This is a genomic window from Paraburkholderia hiiakae, assembly GCF_904848665.1.
Taxonomy (GTDB): Bacteria; Pseudomonadota; Gammaproteobacteria; order Burkholderiales; family Burkholderiaceae; genus Paraburkholderia; species Paraburkholderia hiiakae.
This window is the reverse complement of record NZ_CAJHCQ010000022.1, coordinates 35,714-52,086: the sequence shown is the minus strand read 5'-3', so window position 1 is coordinate 52,086 and position 16,373 is coordinate 35,714. Positions and strand designations below refer to the sequence as shown.

The window sequence follows — 16,373 nt, the reverse complement described above, 5'->3', positions numbered from 1 at the left end:
CATTCAAAACCAGGAGGCATGATGGCTGACATTCAGAACACCGTGCCTCGCGCCGTCACGCCGCCTTCGGGCCGCGCGCTCGTGCTGCGCGAATTCTGGGCGAACTTCTCGCGCAACAAGGGCGCCGTGGGCGCGGGCGTGATCGTGCTCACGCTGATCTTCATCGCGATCTTCGCGCCGCTCATCGCGCCGCACAGCCCCATCGAGCAATACCGCGACTACGTGAAGATTCCGCCCGCATGGTTGGACGGCGGCAACTGGAAGTTCATTCTCGGCACCGACGAAGCGGGCCGTGACATCCTCTCGCGTCTCATGTACGGCGCGCGGCTTTCGCTGTGGATTGGCTGCGTCTCGGTCGTGCTCGCGCTGATTCCGGGCATCGTGCTCGGTCTCGTGGCCGCGTTCTTCGAGAAGTGGGCCGATACGCCGATCATGCGTCTCATGGACGTGCTGCTCGCGCTGCCCTCGCTCCTGCTCGCGGTCGCTGTGGTTGCGATCATTGGCCCGGGTCTCACGAACACCATGCTCGCCATCGCGATCGTGGCCCTGCCAGGTTACGTGCGTCTCACGCGCGGCTCGGCTTTGGGCGAACTGCACAAAGAGTACGTGACCGCTTCGCGCGTGGCTGGCGCGGGCACGCTGCGCCTGATGTTCTCGCAGGTGCTGCCCAACTGTACGGCTCCGCTCATCGTGCAGGCTACGCTTGGCTTTTCCTCGGCGATTCTCGATGCCGCCGCGCTCGGCTTTCTCGGCCTCGGCGTCCAGCCGCCCCGGGCGGAGTGGGGCGCGATGCTCGCCTCGGCGCGCGACTATATCGACAGCGCATGGTGGATCGTCACGATGCCGGGTCTGTCCATCCTCATTTCGGTGCTCGCGATCAACCTGCTCGGCGACGGGCTGCGCGACGCACTCGATCCCAAGCTCAAGCGGATGGCCTGATCATGACTCAAGACCTTTTGACCATCCGCAATCTGGCGGTGAACTTCAACGGCCTGCCCGCCGTGGACCGCGTGAATCTCTCCGTGGCACCTGGCGAAGTGCTCGGCATCGTCGGCGAGTCGGGCTCGGGCAAGAGCGTGACGATGATGGCGCTCATGGGCCTGATCGACGCCCCCGGCAAGGTGAGCGCCGACTCGATCACGTTCGACGGCCGCGATCTCCTCAACGCCTCGGGCAGGGAGCGCCGCCGCATCGTGGGCAAGGACATCGCCATGGTGTTCCAGGACGCGCTCACGAGCCTGAACCCGAGCTACACCGTCGGCTATCAAATCAAGGAAGTGCTCAAGCTGCACGAAGGCTTGCGCGGCTCGGCGCTCAACGCGCGCGCGTTGGAACTGCTCGACCAGGTGGGCATTCCCGACGCGAAGAACCGCATCGACAACTTCCCGCACCAGATGTCGGGCGGCATGAACCAGCGCGTGATGATCGCGATGGCCGTGGCCTGCAACCCGAAGCTCCTGATCGCCGACGAACCCACCACGGCGCTAGACGTGACGATCCAGGCGCAAATCATGGAACTGCTCGTGCGCCTGCAGAAGGATCGCGGCATGGCGCTCGTGCTGATCTCGCACGATCTGGCCGTGGTTTCGGAAGTCGCGCAGCGCGTGGCCGTGATGTACGCGGGCGAGATCATCGAAACGAACCGCGTGCCGGACATCTTTTCGCGTCCGCATCATCCGTACACGGAAGCGCTGCTCGCGGCTATCCCTGAGCACAACAAGGGGGCGATGCGGCTTGCCGCGCTGCCCGGCATGGTGCCTGGGCGCGACGACCGGCCGAGCGGGTGTCTCTTCGCGCCGCGCTGCAAATACGTGGTGGACGACTGCATGAAGGCCCGGCCCGCGCTCGACGCGGTGACCGACGAGAGCGGCTATGCGCAAGTACGCTGCATCAGGCCGCTGAACGCGGTGGTGACTCAATCCAACGGAGGCGCGCGATGAACGCAGTCCAGCAACACGCGGCTCATCAGGACCATCAGGACGATAAGGTTCTCATCGCCGACGATCTCAAGAAGCACTACACCGTCAAGCGCGGCATGTTCGGCACGGGCACCGTGAAGGCGCTCAACGGCGTGTCGTTCTCGCTCACGCGCGGGCGCACGCTCGCCGTGGTGGGCGAATCCGGCTGCGGCAAATCGACGCTCGCGCGCCAGCTGACGATGATCGAGCCGCCCACCGCGGGCAAGCTCACCATCGACGGCGAAGACGTGGCGCACGCAAACGCGGCGAAGATCGCCGCGCTGCGCCGGCGCGTGCAGATGGTGTTCCAGAACCCGTTCGCCTCGCTCAACCCGCGCAAGACCGTGGAGCAGACGCTTGGTGAGCCGCTCGCCATCAACACGCGGCTCACGGCGAGCGAGCGCGCGGACCGCATTGCGCACATGATGCGCATCGTCGGCCTGCGGCCCGAGCACGCCAAGCGTTATCCGCATATGTTCTCGGGCGGCCAGCGCCAGCGCGTGGCGATTGCACGCGCGATGATCCTAGATCCGCAGATCGTCGTGGCCGACGAGCCGGTTTCCGCACTCGACGTCTCGATCCAGGCACAGATTCTCAATCTGTTCATGGACTTGCAGGAGCAGTTCCGCACGAGCTACGTGTTCATTTCGCACAACCTGGCCGTGGTCGAGCACATTGCCGACGACGTGATGGTGATGTATCTGGGCGGCGTGGCGGAACTGGGCGACAAGCACACGGTAATCTCGCGGCCGCGCCATCCCTACACGCGCTCGCTGCTCTCGGCCACGCCCGCGATTTTCGAAGCGGACCGCCGCGTGAAGATCAAGCTCGAGGGCGAATTGCCTTCGCCGCTCAACCCGCCGTCTGGTTGCACGTTCCACCAACGGTGTCCATACGCGATCGACAGGTGTCGTAAGGAAGTTCCTGCACTTCGCGAAGTGGACGGCCGTCAGGTATCCTGCCATCGTGCAGAGGAGGTGGGGGAAGAGGATGGGCGGCTCATGCCGGCCTGAAGCGACGGCGGCGCGTCGTTTTATCGTTACGCGCCGCCAGTCGATGGGCGGCCGTCGCGCCGCCGTTTTCACTGTTTTTTCCACCGTTTTCTCCGCCGCTCCTTCAATCATTCCGGCTGCCGCTTTTGCCGGACTGTATACGGCTGGTTGCGTGACATTCGGTGTGGCTTCGGGTTTGGCATTCGGTTTGGCATTTGCTGTGGCGTTCCGTACGGCGTTGAAGACAGCGTCGAGCGGGGCGCTACGTGCAGCGCTCTCGCTGGCGCTCGCGCTCGGTACGCTCGCCAGCGCGCCAGGCACCGCATTCGCCGGAGGCGCCGTTGCCGACACGCCCGGTGTACGGCCGGCCGTCCCCGTGCCGCCAGGTGCTGCGCGCGGCGCGAACGGCGGCATTCCCGGCTTTCACGCCGCGCCCGCCGTGCCGAGCTACGCCTCTGGCACGACGGCTGGCGGCCCGGTGCGCACGCAGCCTGCGCGCATGCCGTTCTACGTCGCCACGCGCGGCAATCTCACGATCTATCTGCTCGGCACGCTCCATGTGGGCGACCCCGTCGACTACCCCGCTGGCCAGCCGTTTCGGCCGCCGATTCTCGCGGCGCTCGCCGCGTCGCCCATTCTCGCGCTCGAGCTTTCCCCCGACGACCTGCTCGTTTCCCAGGACGACGTCTCGAAATACGGGGTGTGCAAACGGCCCTGCCTGCCCGGCCTCTTGCCCGACCCGCTCTGGCAGAAGCTCGAGGCGCGCATGCGCGGCAACCCCGAGGCGCTCGCCGAAATCCGCAAGATGCGGCCGTGGCTCGCCTCGCTGCTCGTGGAAACCTACGATTCGCTGAGCGCCGGCCTGCAGACCGAATACGGCACCGAGGCGCAATTGCAGAACGTGTTCCTGCGCTGGAAGGGCCGCCGCATCGTCGGTCTGGAGACGCTTTCCGAGCAGATGCGCGCCTTCACGAACCTGAGCCTTGCCCAGCAGCGCGAGATGCTCGCGCAGGATCTCGCGCAAACGCCGGCGCAAAACGTGTCCGACGTGCAGACGCTCCTGCGCCTGTGGCGCGTGGGCGACGCTGACGCGATCGCCGCCTGGGAATCGGCGCGCACCGAAAAGCTTTCGCACGACGCGCGGGTGGCGGCGTCGGTCGATAACCGCATCGTCTACGAGCGCAACAGGCGCTTCGTTTCGCGCATGCAGCAGTACGTGGCGCCCAACAAGCCGCTTTTCGTGGCCGTCGGCGCCCTGCACCTGGGCGGCCCGAAAGGCGTGCTCCAGCTGCTGCGCCAGCGTGGGTTCAACGTCGACCCGGGTTGAGCGCCGGCCTCAGCGCCGCTGCCCGCGTCCTTGCGCTCGATCAAAAGTGCGCGCATTTAGTCAATGTTCGATATCGGTAGCTTGCGCGCGCACCTAGCATGCGGGTTTTGTGCCGCTGAGGTTGCCGTCATGTTCCCTTCGTCCACCGCTCAGGTGAGCGCGCCTTGCGTGAGCGTCGTCACGCCTACCTGGAACCGTGAAGCGTTCTTGCCACTCGCGTACCGCTCGTTCGCGTCGCAGCGCGCGCCCGGGCTCGAATGGATCGTGATCGACGACAGCGCCGCGCCCAGCGCGTTCATGGCGAGTCTGAACGACGAGCGCGTGGTGTATCGCCATTTGCGCACGCGTTTGACGATTGGCGAGAAGCGCAATCTTGCGGCCGAGCTTGCGCGCGGCGAAGTCATCGCCCATTTCGACGACGACGAGGTCTATGCGCCCGACTACCTGAGCACGATGCTCGGGCAAATGCGTTTGCACGACGCGCAGTTCGTGAAACTCGGTGCGTTCTTCCTCTACAGTCGCGCGTACGGCCAGTTCGCGTTCTGGGACCTGATGCGCAAGAGCGGCCTGCATTTTTGCTGGAGCGATCAGCCCATGACGGTGCTCAATTTTCCGCAGGACAACCCGTCCTTCGCCGACAACCATCTGGGCTACGGCTTCAGCTACGTCTATACGAGGCGGTTGTGGGCGGCACAGCCGTTCGAGCCGCGTTCGTTCAACGAAGACGCACGCTTCATCACGGCCGCGCGCTCGCGCGGCGCGCGCATTGCGCTTGTCACCGACGACGTGGGCCTGTGCCTGCACGTGCTCCATGCTCACAACACGTCGAAATGCTTTCCGCAGTATTTGCTGCCCGAGGTGCTTGTTGCGCGGCATTTTCCGCACTTTTGCGAGGCGCTCGACGCCGCTTCGCTGCGCACTGGCTGAATGCAAAAATAAGCGCAAAAAAGCCGGCTTTGGCCGGCTTTTTCCACGCATTTTCCAGCGCGTTTTCCACCACTACGCGCGTTCGAATCGTCAAAACCCGAATACATTCAGCAGCACGATATTGGCCGCGAGAATGCCAAGCGCCGTGGGCACCTGCACACGTATCACCGCGTTCTTGTCGGGCAGCTCCAGCAGCGCCGCGGGCACCATGTTGAAGTTCGCAGCCATCGGCGTCATGAGCGTGCCGCAGTAGCCCGAGAACATGCCGATGGCGGCCATCATCGCGGGATTGACGTGGAACACGCCCACCAGCACCGGCACGCCCACGCCGCCCGTCATCACCGGAAACGCGGCGAAGCCGTTGCCCATGATGATCGTGAAGAGCGCCATGCCCACGCAATAGACCACGACAGCGACGAAGCGCACGTCCATGTTGATATACGACGTCGTCACGTGCGCGACGGCCTTGCCCACGCCCGCGTCCGAGAACACGAGACCAAGCATGCCGAGCATCTGCGGCAGGACGGCGGCCCACGAGAGCGCGTCGACGAGGCGGCGCGTTTCCTTCATCGACTGGCCGACGCTGTCGCGCGTGATGATGCAGGCAATCACGAGCGCGATCACGCAGCCAATGCCGAAACCGATCAGCGTGACGTTTTTCGGGTCGACGAGCGGCTTGCCGCCGAATACGAGATGGCTCGCGGCGAGCGTGAGCACGACGGTGATGACGGGGATGGTGAGCGCGGGCACGAAGAGCTTGTTGCCCAGTCGCTTCGCGCTGGCGATACGGGCTTCGAGCGCGAGCACTTTGGGTTTGGCAGCGGTCACGCCGCCCAGACCCGCGATCAGCGCCATGGCGAGCACGAGCACGCCCACGACTTCGGCGGGGAGCAGGTCGCCGACAAGAAAGATGAGCGCGTAGAGCATCCAGAAGCCGCCCGCCGTGAAGCGGCGCGGGTGCTCGCGGTCCATCATGATCATGCCGCCCACGATGAGCAGCACGATGCCGAGCAGCCAGAAGAGCCAGTTGAGGGTGAGCGTCATGCTTCGTCTCCCTGTCGTTGGTCTGCTGCCGGCGCCTTCGCACCGGCCGGCTTCGCGCCGCCCAGCTCGCGTTCGAGCTTGCGGTCGAGCAGCCAGAGCCGTGCGCCGTGAATCAGAAACGCGCAGATCGCCGTGGGGATGCCCCAGAACGCCACGTGGATCGGCTCGACCGAAACGCCCGCTTCCTTGAGCAGCGTAACCATCAGCACGATCGCGCCGAACGCGACGAAGATGTCCTCGCCGAAGAAGAGGCCCACGTTGTCGGTCGCGGCCGAGTAAGCGCGCAACTTGTAGCGCACGGCATCGGAGAGCTTGCCGAAGCGGTTTTCAGTGGCGCCTTCGGCCATCGGCGCGATGAGCGGCCGCACCATCTGCGGATGCCCGCCGAGGCCCGTCAGACCGACAGCGGCGGTGAGTTCGCGCACGAGCAGATAGACGATGAGCAGACGCCCGGCGGTGGCCGCCTTGATGCTGCCGATCCAGATCTGCGCGCGCTCGCGCAGGCCGTGGCGCTCCAGCAGTCCGATCACGGCAAGCGGCAGCAGGATGATGAGCGGGATGTTGCGGGTCTTGATGAAGCCGGTGCCGATGGCGGCGAGAATCTTGCCGGGCTCAAAGCCCGCGGCGAAACCGGTGACGACGGCCGCCGCGGCGACGATCAGCATCGGATTGAACCGCAATAGGAAGCCGGCGATGATGACGGCCACGCCGATCAGCGGCCATAAGTTGACGGTGCTCTGCATGTGGATCTCCAAACGTATTGGCTTGTCGTTGATTGCCGCGTATAGCGGCGTTGACTTCGCGGCTCTGATGGCCGTTCGTACAACTACGAACCTGCTGGGTACAACTACGTCTGCAGCTTGCGCTGCCGTGGGATTGCCTTGCGAAAACCTTGGATGTCGCCGTTCGGGCAGCGCGCGGCGCTTGCCGCGCGCTTCGGTGCATTGAAGCCGGGGAGCGTCAGACTTCGGCTGCGCCCGCCGCGCGCACGCCGATGCCCGCGTCGTCGAGCGCCGTGCGGATGCGCCGCGCGAACGCGAGCGCGTGCGGGCCGTCGCCGTGCAGGCAAATGGTCTGCGCGTTCAGCGGCACCCAGGCGCCGTTCACGGCCTGCACGCGCTGCTCGCGGATCATCGCGAGCGTGCGCGCGAGCACGGTGTCTTCGTCGTCGAGCAGGGCGCCCGGCTCGCTGCGCGGCACGAGCGAGCCGTCCGCGCGGTAGCCGCGGTCGGCGAACACTTCCTCGATCGCGACGAGCCCCGCCTCGCGCGCCGCCGTCACGAGCCCGCTGCCCGCGAGCGCGAACACGGTCACGGACGGATCGAAATCATGCACGGCGGAGACGATCGCCTCGGCGATCTGCGGGTCACGCGCCGCCTGGTTGTAGAGCGCGCCGTGCGGCTTTACATGGGCGATGCGGCCGCCTTCGGCCTGGGCGATCGCGGAGAGCGCGCCAAGCTGGTAGAGCACGCCCGCGTAAATCTCATCGGTCGGCAGGTTCATCTCCTTGCGGCCGAAGTTCTCGGGGTCGTTGAAGCTCGGATGCGCGCCGATCGACACGCCTTTTTCCACGGCCCAGCGCACGCATTCGCGCATGGCGTTGGCACCGCCCGCGTGCCAGCCGCACGCGATGTTGGCGGAGCTTACGAGGTCGAGCAGCGCCTCGTCGGAGCCGCAGCCTTCGCCGAGATCGGCGTTCAGATCGATGGTGGTCATGATGTGTTCCTCTTACTGCTTGTCTTGCCGATGGTGCTTGAAAATCAGGCGCTCGCGGCCGCGCGGCGGCTCGCATAGCGTTCGTCGTGCATGGCGATCGCGGCGTCGATCTGCCGCAAATACGCCCGTTCCTCTTCCAGCGCTGCGCGCGCGACGGCCGGCGTCGCTTCCACGAAACGAACGCCGCCGGTCAGCCGCACCTGGGCGAGCTTCCACCAGTCGGCGCGAATCACGGAGCCGATCTTCGGGTAGCCGCCCGTGGTCTGCGCGTCGGCCATCAGCACGATGGGCTGGCCGTTCGGCGGCACCTGGATCGTGCCGGGCAGCACCGCGTGCGAGAGCAGGTCCGCGCCGTTCGTGCGCGCGAGCGGTGTGCCCGTGAGCCGAAAGCCCATGCGGTTGCTGTTGGGGGTGATCTGCCATTCATCGGACCAGAGCGCGCGCTGGGCCTCGGCCGTGAAACTGTCGTACTCGGGGCCGCACAGCACGCGCACAGGCACGGCCCACGCCATGCCGTCCGGATGGCGGCCGCGCCGGTGATGCGGCTCGTCGGCCAATGCGAAGTTGCACCACACGGGCGCCTTCACGCCGAAGGCTGGCGCGCCGGCATCCAGCGCGGCGCGCTCGCGGCCCGGGGCGAACGAGGCGCCAGTGGCGAGGCGGTCGCCATCTTTGAGCGCGCGGCCCGCAAGGCCGCCGAAGCCCGCCGCGAGGTCGGTGCTGCGCGAGCCGAGCATAGGCAGCACGTCGATGCCGCCCGCGACGCATACATAGGCGCGCATGCCGCGCTTCGCACCGTTCAGCACCAGTTCTTCGCCGGCGGCCACGGGCAGACTCCACCACGACCAGACCGGGCGGCCGCCGAGTGTGGCGCCGAAGTCGGTGCCGGTAATGGCGACGCGCGTGGCGCGCGCGAAGCGTAGCGCGACGGGGCCGAAGGTGATTTCGACGCCGGCCGCGTCGGCCCGGTTGCCGACGAGGCGGTTGCCCACTTCGAGCGCGAGCGTATCGAGCGCGCCGCCGGTGGCGACGCCCAGATGCCGGTAGCCGGGGCGGCCGAGATCCTGGACCGTGGTGAGCAGGCCCGCGCGCAACACTTCGATCATGCGTGGAGCTCCGCGATGGTGAATCGCACGCGGTCGCCGGGCATCAGCAGCGTAGGCGGGTTGCGCGCGGGGTCGAACAGTTTCGCGGCGGTGCGGCCGATCAGCTGCCAGCCGCCGGGCGATGCGGCCGGATAAATGCCCGTCTGCTCGCCGCCGATGCCCACCGATCCGGCAGGGACGGCAAGGCGCGGCTCGCGGCGGCGCGGCGTGTGTAGAAGAGGTTCGAGGCCGCCGAGATAGGCGAAGCCGGGTTGAAAGCCGAGGAAGAACACCGTGTAGACGCCCGCGGCGTGGCGTGCGGCGACGTCGGCGGCAGCGAGCGCGCAGTGCTGCGCGACCGCTTCGAGATCGGGGCCATCGTCGCCGCCATAGACCACCGGTATCTCGACCTCGCGGCCGGCTTCCCTCGCGCCTTCGGCGTCGCGCCATGCGTCCCGGAGCGCGCCGGCAAGCGCCGCGGCATCGGCCGCGAGCGGATCGAAGGTGATCGTCAGATTGTTCATGCCGGGCACCACTTCGCGCACCGGCGCCCAGCCGCGCGCGAGCGCGGCGACGGCCCAGACGCGGCGCTGGACTTCGAGCGTGGCGGGCGGCGGCGCTTCGCAAACGAGCGCTTCGTCACCGAGAGGAAAAATGCGAGGGTCAGAATTCGGCATGTTGGATCGATCAGGGGACGGGTGCGACCGGTCGAAAGTTTGCACACGAAGACGGTCGGCGCCGTTTCTTCCTAGCGTACATTGTCGATAAATTATCTACAATTTATCAATAAGCGTTTTCGCCAGGCGCACCGAAAACGCGCTGCAATTACACTCACGCCACGCCGCTTTGCCTCCTCGACCACCGACTACCGGGTTATTTGCCATGTCGCGCCAGCCGACCAAGATCGTTTCGTCCGAACATCTCGTCTCCGAGTCGAGCGCCGAGCTTTCCGAGTTCGAGTACGCGCTCATCATGGCGAGCAACGCGTTCAACCGCTGGATGGTGCGCTGCATGTCGGCGGCGGGCGTGAAGGACATGACGCCGATCGAGGTTTCGCTGCTCCATCACGTCGGCCATCGCGAGCGGCGCAAGAAGCTCGCGGATATCTGCTTCGTGCTCAACATCGAGGACACGCACGTGGCCACGTACGCGTTGAAGAAGCTCGTCTCCAGAGGGTATGTAAAAAGCGAAAAGACCGGCAAGGAAGTCTTCTTCTCGGTCACGCCGGAAGGGCACGACCTGTGCATGCGCTACCGCGACGTGCGCGAGAGCTGCCTCATCGCGACGCTCAAGGAAAGCGGCCTGACGAACCAGCAGATCGGCGACGCCGCGCAGCTCATGCGCAATGCGTCGGGGCTCTACGATACGGCCGCGCGCGCAGCGGCTTCGCTTTGAGCCGCGCTTTGGCCCACGTTTTGGACCACGCTTTGGACCACTAAGGCGCGTTCAGCGCGCGTGTGAACGTTGGCAAAGATGCGTAGCGGCTTCGGTCACCACGGCGTCGAGCGGCAGATCGTGCGCCTCGCGCGCGACCACGCCGTCGTCGATGCGGCACGCTTCATACGCAATGCCCACCGTGACAGGCAACGCCTCGCCTGGCCAGGCGGCCAGCGTGCGGTCGTAGTAGCCGCCGCCGTAGCCAAGGCGATAGCCGTCGCGATCGAAACCCACGCAAGGCACGAGGAGGAGATCGGGCACGATCACGTCCTGCGACTGCGGCTCGAGTATCCCGTGATGGCCTTCACGCATCGGCGCGTTCGGCGTCCACGCATGGAACACGAGCGGCGTGTGGCGCTCGGGAATGGCGGGCAGGGCGGCGCGGCGTGAGGCATCGGCGGCGAGCCAGGCGGTGATCCAGACGCGCGCATCGAACTCGCCGCGCAAGGGCCAATAGAACCCGATCGAACGCGGCGAAAATTGCGCGACGAGCGTATCGAGACGAGCCGTCAGTGCAGCACCGATTGCCACGTCGGAAGCGGCCTCAATTCGCCGAGGAAGCAGCCTTGCACGCCAGTCCTTTTTGGATTCCGTGTGAGGGTTGCGTGCTATGCTTGGGTTCACCTCGCGCTCCAGAAATAACGATGTCCAAACGCCTTGTCCGAGTATATCGCGTGGTCGGTCTCGCACTGACTGCCGCGGCACTCGTAGCATGCAGCACGGCGGACGCCGTGCGCCCCGTCGCCCTGCCCGTAGGCGCAGTCCTTTCCAACGACGATCAGACTTTCATCCAGCTTCGCGAAGCCGCGCGCAATAACGATCCCGCGCGCGCCGCGCAACTCGCTGCGACGATTCCCGATTACCCGGCGCCGTCGTATCTCGAATACTTCCAGCTCAAGCCGCAGCTGTTCGACTCGCAAGGCCACGCGCGTGTGGACGCGCCCGACGCGCCGGTGCTGTCGTTCTTGCAGCGCTACGACGGCCAGGCGATCGCCGACCGTCTGCGCAACGACTATCTCCTCGTGCTGGGCGCGCGCCACGACTGGGCGAATTTCGACCAGCAATATCCGCGCTTCGTGCTCAACGACGACACGCAGGTGAAGTGCTACGCGCTCGAGTCGCGCGCGGCGCGCGGCGAGAACGTCGCGAACGATGCGCGCGCGCTGCTCACCGACCCGCGCTATTACGGCGACGGCTGCGTCGATCTCATCACCGCGCTTGCCATCAAAGGCCAGTTCTCGAGCGACGACGTGTGGCAGCAGATCCGCCTCGCCTACGAGCAGAACCAGACATCGACCGGCGCAAAGCTCGTCGACGGCCTTTCGCAGCGTCCCGACCCGACGGCGTTCAGCCAGGCGGTGAGCACACCGCCGCTCACGCTTGCGCAAGGCGTCACCGCCGATCCGCAGTCGCATCAGTTGGCATTGCTCGCCGTCACCGTGATGGCGCGCAACGATCCGGCCATGGCCGCCGCGACCTACGCCGCCGTCGCGCCGCAGCTCACGTCGCCGGAGCGCGCGATCGGCTGGGGCACGATCGGTTATCAGGGCGCGCAGAAGCGCCTGCCCGCCGCGCTCGACTGGTATCGCCTCTCGGCTAACGCACCGCTTTCGAACCCGGCTTACGAATGGCGTACGCGCGCCGCGCTGCTGGGCGGCGACTGGACGATGGTGCGCTGGTCGATCGAACAGATGCCCGCCGCGCTGCGCGCGCAACCGTCGTGGGTCTACTGGCACGCACGCGCGCTCAAGCAGGCGGGTGAAACAGGCCAGGCGAATCAGGAGTTCGCGTCGATCTCGCAGGGCTATAACTTCTACGGGCAGCTCGCCACCGAGGAACTCGGCCAGAAGATCACGATCCCGCCCAAGACCACGGTGAGCGACGCCGAAGTCGCCCAGGCCGCGCAAACGCCGGGCTTCGCGCTCGCACAGCGCTTCTACGCGTTGAATCTGCGGCTCGAAGGCAATCGTGAATGGAACTGGCCGCTGCGCGGCATGAGCGATCGCCAGTTGCTCGCCGTCGCCGAATACGCAAAGCGCATCCAGTTGCTCGACCGCACCGTCAACACGGCCGACCGCACGCAAACGGAACACGACTTCTCGCTGCGCTACATCGCGCCGTTCCGCGACGTCGTGGAGCGCGACGCGCAAACCAACGGCCTCGACGTCGAATGGGCCTACGGCCTCATCCGCCAGGAATCGCGTTTCATTCTCAACGCGAAGTCGGGCGTGGGCGCAAGCGGCCTCATGCAGATCATGCCGGCCACGGCGCAGATGGTGGCGAAGAAGATCGGCCTCGGCCCGCTGTCGCGCGACCAGCTCAACGATCTCGACACCAACATCCTGCTCGGAACGAACTATTTGTCGATGATCTACAATCAGTTCGACGGCTCCGCCGTGCTCGCCACAGCGGGCTACAACGCCGGGCCGGGCCGCCCGCGCGCATGGCGCCAGACTTTGCAGGGCGGCGTCGAGGGCGCCATCTTCGCGGAAACCATTCCATTCCAGGAAACCCGCGATTACGTGAAAAACGTGTTGTCGAACACGGTCTACTATGCGGCGCTGTTCGAGGGCCGTCCGCAATCGCTGAAGGCGCGTCTCGGCTATATCTCGCCGTAAGCGCCGGGTCGTCACGCCGCGCCGCTTCTTTCATACGGATCGCGCGCGGCATGACGGCACGCCGCGCGCTCCGCCTTCTGGCTGGCGCGCTGCGGGACGAACCGGACCTCGTACGCGGCGGCGCCGTCTGCCCGAGGAGGTCGAAGATGAGACATCAAGCCATTGCGGTCATCGGCGGTTCGGGATTCATCGGCAGCCATCTCGTCAACGCGCTCGTCGAGGCGGGCAAGGACGTGCGCGTCGCCACCCGCCGCCGTTACAACGCTCGCCATCTCACCCTGCTGCCCGTCGACGTGATCGAGGCCGATGTGTCCGATCCGGTCGCGCTCGCGGCGTTCGTCGAAAACGCGGACGCGGTCATCAATCTCGTCGGCACGCTCAATGGCGGCCGCGGCGATCCCTACGGGCCGGGCTTCGCGAAGCTGCACGTCGACTTGCCCACCAAGATCGTCGCCGCCTGCGAGGGCAAGGGCGTGCATCGCCTCATCCACATCAGCGCGCTCGGCGCCGATCAGCGCGGGCCAAGCATGTATCTGCGCTCGAAGGGCGACGGCGAGAAAGCCGTGCACGCGGCCACGGCGCTTGCCACGACGATCTTCCGGCCTTCGGTCGTGTTCGGTCCCGAAGACACGTTCCTCAACCGCTTCGCGCTGCTGCAGCGGCTCTTTCCCATGATTCCGCTCGCCATGCCCGACGCGAAGTTCCAGCCCGTGTTCGTGGGCGATGTGTCAAAGGCGATCGTCAACGTGCTCGATCTCGACGCCGCGAGTGGGCACACTTACGAACTCGGCGGCCCGACGGTCTACACGCTCGAGCAGTTGCTACAGTATTGCGGCGAAGTGGTGGGCCGTCACGCACGCATCATGCGGCTGCCCGATGCGTTTGGGCGCTTGCAGGCGCTGTCGTTCGAGATGGCGCCCGGCGTGCCGGTGCTCACACGCGATAATCTCGATTCGATGAAGGTGGACAGCGTGCTCACCGGGCCGCTCGCACCCGAGCTCGACATCGAGCCGGCGAGCATCGAGACGATCGCGCCGCTCTATCTCGCCGACGCCTCGCTGCGCTCGCGGCTGAACATCTTTCGCGCCAGTGCCGGTCGATAGCCAATAAGCGGACGACCAGCCGGCGCTCTTTCAACTCACTATGGTCATGTGAACAATGAAGCTCGTAATCGGAGACAAGAACTATTCGTCGTGGTCGATGCGCCCGTGGGTGCTGCTCAAGCACTTCGGCATTGCGTTCGAGGAAGTGCTGATCGAGCTCGACGAGCCGGGCACCAAGTCCTCAATCCTCGCGTTCTCGGACTCGGGCAAGGTGCCGTGCCTCGTCTGCGACGACGGCTTTTCCGTGTGGGATTCGCTCGCGATTGCGGAGACGCTTGCCGAGCGCTTCCCGCAGCTCGCACTGTGGCCGCGCGACGCGAACGCACGCTCCCGCGCGCGCAGCGTGAGTGCGGAGATGCATTCGGGCTTCGGCGAAGTGCGCAACCACATGCCGATGAACATCCGCAAGGCCAAGCCTGGCGCCGGTGCAACGCCGGGTGCGCTCGCCGATATCGCACGCATCGACGCGCTCTGGCGCGAGTGCCTCGCCGCGAGCGGCGGCCCGTTCCTGTTCGGCGAATTCACCATTGCCGACGCGATGTACGCGCCGGTCGTCATGCGCTTCAATAGCTACCAGCCGAAGCTCTCGCCCGAAGCGGCGGCATACGCGCAGCGTGTGAGCGCATTGCCCGCGGTGGCCGAGTGGGTGGAAGCCGCGCGCCGCGAAACGCACATCGTCGCCGACGACGAACGCGACGACGAATGAAGATCTATGTCGTAGGCGGCGCGATCCGCGACGAGATGCTCGGGCTGCCCGTGCGCGACCGCGACTATGTCGTGGTGGGTGCGACGCCCGAGCAGATGGCCGCGCAGGGCTATCGTCCCGTGGGCAAGGACTTTCCGGTCTTTCTGCATCCCGAAACGCACGAGGAGTACGCGCTCGCGCGCACCGAGCGCAAGACCGCGGCGGGCTATCACGGCTTCCAGTTCTTCTACGCGCCCGACGTGACGCTCGAGGAAGACCTCGCGCGGCGTGACCTCACGATCAACGCAATGGCGCAGGAAGTGCAACCGGGCGGCATGCTGACGGGAGAGGTCGTCGATCCGTTCGGCGGCGCGCGCGATCTCGAAGCCCGCGTGTTTCGCCACGTGAGCGACGCGTTTCTCGAAGACCCTGTGCGCATTCTTCGTATCGCGCGCTTTGCCGCGCGTTTCGCCGATTTCACCGTCGCGCCCGAAACGCTCGAACTCATGCGCGAGATGGTCGCTTCGGGCGAAGTCGATGCGCTCGTGCCCGAGCGCGTGTGGCAGGAAATCGCCCGCGGTCTCATGGAGGCGAAGCCTTCGCGCATGTTCGAGGTGCTGCGCGATTGCGGCGCGCTTGCACGCGTGCTGCCAGAGGTCGACGTGCTATGGGGTGTGCCGCAGCGCGCCGACTATCACCCGGAAGTCGATACGGGCGTGCACGTGATGATGGTGATCGACCATGCGGCCGCGCAAAGTTACACGCTGCCGGTGCGCTTCGCTGCGCTCACGCATGATCTCGGCAAAGGCACGACGCCCGAGGACGTGCTGCCGCGTCACATTGGCCACGAGGGGCGCAGCGTCGATCTGCTCAAGCCGCTGTGCGACCGTCTGCGCGTGCCGAACGATTGCCGCGAACTCGCGGTGCTGGTCGCGCGCGAGCATGGCAACGTGCATCGCGTGATGGACATGGGGGCGGCGGCGCTCGTGCGCATGCTCGAGCGTTGCGACGCCCTGCGCAAACCGGCGCGTTTTGCCGAGGCACTGCAGTCCTGCGAGGCGGATTTGCGCGGGCGGCTGAACTGGGAGAACGCGCCTTATCCGCAGGCCGAACGCTTGCGCGTGGCGCTCGTGGCCGCGCGCGGCGTGGATGCGGGTGCGATTGCGCGCTCGATCGAGCGTGGCGGCGCCGAGAAGATCAAGGAAGCGGTGCACGAGGCGCGCGTGGCGGCGGTGGAAGGCGCGCTCGCTACGGCTTGAGCGCATTGCGCGCGCTCGCTCAGAGCGCGCGCACGATAAACGAGAGCGCCATCGACAGCACGAGCGTCGACATGAATGGCAGCGGATACTCGCGGCCGAAAATACGCAGCGTGACGTCGCCGGGCAGCCGTCCGATGCCGAGCTTTTTGAGCCAAGGCTGCGCACTGGAGAGAATCGCGACAGCGATGAAGGTGGTGAGGAACCAGCGGATCATGGTCGCGT

17 protein-coding genes are annotated in these 16,373 nt (G+C 66.2%); 10 read left to right on the top strand and 7 right to left on the bottom strand.

The window, feature by feature from the left end:
• The first annotated feature begins 21 nt into the window (after positions 1 to 21).
• From JMY28_RS31285 to JMY28_RS31265, 5 genes are all read left to right on the top strand, one after another.
• Positions 22 to 939 carry an ABC transporter permease subunit gene (locus JMY28_RS31285; protein WP_201699859.1) on the top strand — a complete coding sequence of 306 codons (918 nt, stop codon included), beginning with the start codon at positions 22 to 24 and terminating at the stop codon, positions 937 to 939.
• Positions 940 to 941: 2 nt separating this feature from the next.
• The gene (locus tag JMY28_RS31280; protein ID WP_201699790.1) at positions 942 to 1,940 is read left to right on the top strand and encodes an ABC transporter ATP-binding protein; all 999 of its coding nucleotides are present in this window, start codon (positions 942 to 944) and stop codon (positions 1,938 to 1,940) included.
• Complete coding sequence (locus JMY28_RS31275; protein WP_201699789.1) at positions 1,937 to 2,971, top strand: peptide ABC transporter ATP-binding protein; 1,035 nt, start codon at positions 1,937 to 1,939, stop codon at positions 2,969 to 2,971. The genes JMY28_RS31280 and JMY28_RS31275 overlap by 4 nt, the downstream gene beginning before the upstream one ends.
• Before the next feature lie 187 nt (positions 2,972 to 3,158).
• Entirely contained in the window at positions 3,159 to 4,277 is a 1,119-nt protein-coding gene (locus tag JMY28_RS31270; protein ID WP_407945562.1) for a TraB/GumN family protein, read from the top strand.
• Between the two features lie 129 nt (positions 4,278 to 4,406).
• Positions 4,407 to 5,204, top strand: coding sequence for a glycosyltransferase family 2 protein (locus JMY28_RS31265; RefSeq protein WP_201699787.1), 798 nt, complete (start codon positions 4,407 to 4,409; stop codon positions 5,202 to 5,204).
• A 90-nt stretch (positions 5,205 to 5,294) separates the two neighbouring features.
• Here JMY28_RS31265 and JMY28_RS31260 read toward each other — a convergent pair whose 3' ends face one another.
• From JMY28_RS31260 to pxpB, 5 genes are all read right to left on the bottom strand, one after another.
• Positions 5,295 to 6,248 (bottom strand): DUF979 domain-containing protein, encoded by a 954-nt coding sequence (locus JMY28_RS31260; RefSeq protein ID WP_201699786.1) that lies wholly within the window; start codon positions 6,246 to 6,248, stop codon positions 5,295 to 5,297.
• Positions 6,245 to 6,991, bottom strand: coding sequence for a DUF969 domain-containing protein (locus JMY28_RS31255; protein ID WP_201699785.1), 747 nt, complete (start codon positions 6,989 to 6,991; stop codon positions 6,245 to 6,247). The genes JMY28_RS31260 and JMY28_RS31255 overlap by 4 nt, the downstream gene beginning before the upstream one ends.
• Positions 6,992 to 7,208: 217 nt before the next feature.
• Positions 7,209 to 7,964: a 5-oxoprolinase subunit PxpA gene (pxpA, locus tag JMY28_RS31250; RefSeq protein ID WP_201699784.1), complete on the bottom strand. Its 756-nt coding sequence runs from the start codon at positions 7,962 to 7,964 to the stop codon at positions 7,209 to 7,211.
• A 44-nt stretch (positions 7,965 to 8,008) separates the two neighbouring features.
• A complete protein-coding gene (locus tag JMY28_RS31245; RefSeq protein ID WP_201699783.1) occupies positions 8,009 to 9,070 on the bottom strand; it encodes a 5-oxoprolinase subunit C family protein in 1,062 nt (353 codons plus the stop codon).
• On the bottom strand, positions 9,067 to 9,726 hold the full coding sequence (gene pxpB, locus JMY28_RS31240; protein ID WP_201699782.1) for a 5-oxoprolinase subunit PxpB: 660 nt from the start codon (positions 9,724 to 9,726) through the stop codon (positions 9,067 to 9,069). The genes JMY28_RS31245 and pxpB overlap by 4 nt, the downstream gene beginning before the upstream one ends.
• Positions 9,727 to 9,931: 205 nt before the next feature.
• Between pxpB and JMY28_RS31235 the strand changes: the two genes are divergently transcribed.
• Complete coding sequence (locus tag JMY28_RS31235; protein WP_201699781.1) at positions 9,932 to 10,444, top strand: winged helix DNA-binding protein; 513 nt, start codon at positions 9,932 to 9,934, stop codon at positions 10,442 to 10,444.
• A 51-nt stretch (positions 10,445 to 10,495) separates the two neighbouring features.
• Here the strand turns inward: JMY28_RS31235 and JMY28_RS31230 are convergent, their stop codons facing one another.
• Entirely contained in the window at positions 10,496 to 11,122 is a 627-nt protein-coding gene (locus JMY28_RS31230; RefSeq protein ID WP_236597133.1) for a 5-formyltetrahydrofolate cyclo-ligase, read from the bottom strand.
• Positions 11,123 to 11,130: 8 nt separating this feature from the next.
• Here JMY28_RS31230 and JMY28_RS31225 point away from each other — a divergent pair, with 8 nt between their 5' ends.
• The 4 genes from JMY28_RS31225 (at position 11,131) to JMY28_RS31210 (ending at position 16,151) form a co-directional block, all read left to right on the top strand.
• Positions 11,131 to 13,104 carry a lytic transglycosylase domain-containing protein gene (locus tag JMY28_RS31225; RefSeq protein ID WP_201699779.1) on the top strand — a complete coding sequence of 658 codons (1,974 nt, stop codon included), beginning with the start codon at positions 11,131 to 11,133 and terminating at the stop codon, positions 13,102 to 13,104.
• 146 nt (positions 13,105 to 13,250) lie between these two features.
• A complete protein-coding gene (locus tag JMY28_RS31220) occupies positions 13,251 to 14,207 on the top strand; it encodes a complex I NDUFA9 subunit family protein (protein WP_201699778.1) in 957 nt (318 codons plus the stop codon).
• Between the two features lie 55 nt (positions 14,208 to 14,262).
• Positions 14,263 to 14,913 carry a glutathione S-transferase family protein gene (locus tag JMY28_RS31215; protein ID WP_201699777.1) on the top strand — a complete coding sequence of 217 codons (651 nt, stop codon included), beginning with the start codon at positions 14,263 to 14,265 and terminating at the stop codon, positions 14,911 to 14,913.
• On the top strand, positions 14,910 to 16,151 hold the full coding sequence (locus JMY28_RS31210) for a multifunctional CCA addition/repair protein (protein ID WP_201699776.1): 1,242 nt from the start codon (positions 14,910 to 14,912) through the stop codon (positions 16,149 to 16,151). Before JMY28_RS31215 ends, JMY28_RS31210 begins: the two co-directional genes overlap by 4 nt.
• Before the next feature lie 19 nt (positions 16,152 to 16,170).
• Here JMY28_RS31210 and JMY28_RS31205 read toward each other — a convergent pair whose 3' ends face one another.
• On the bottom strand, positions 16,171 to 16,365 hold the full coding sequence (locus tag JMY28_RS31205) for a DUF2905 domain-containing protein (protein ID WP_201699775.1): 195 nt from the start codon (positions 16,363 to 16,365) through the stop codon (positions 16,171 to 16,173).
• Positions 16,366 to 16,373 lie beyond the last annotated feature (8 nt).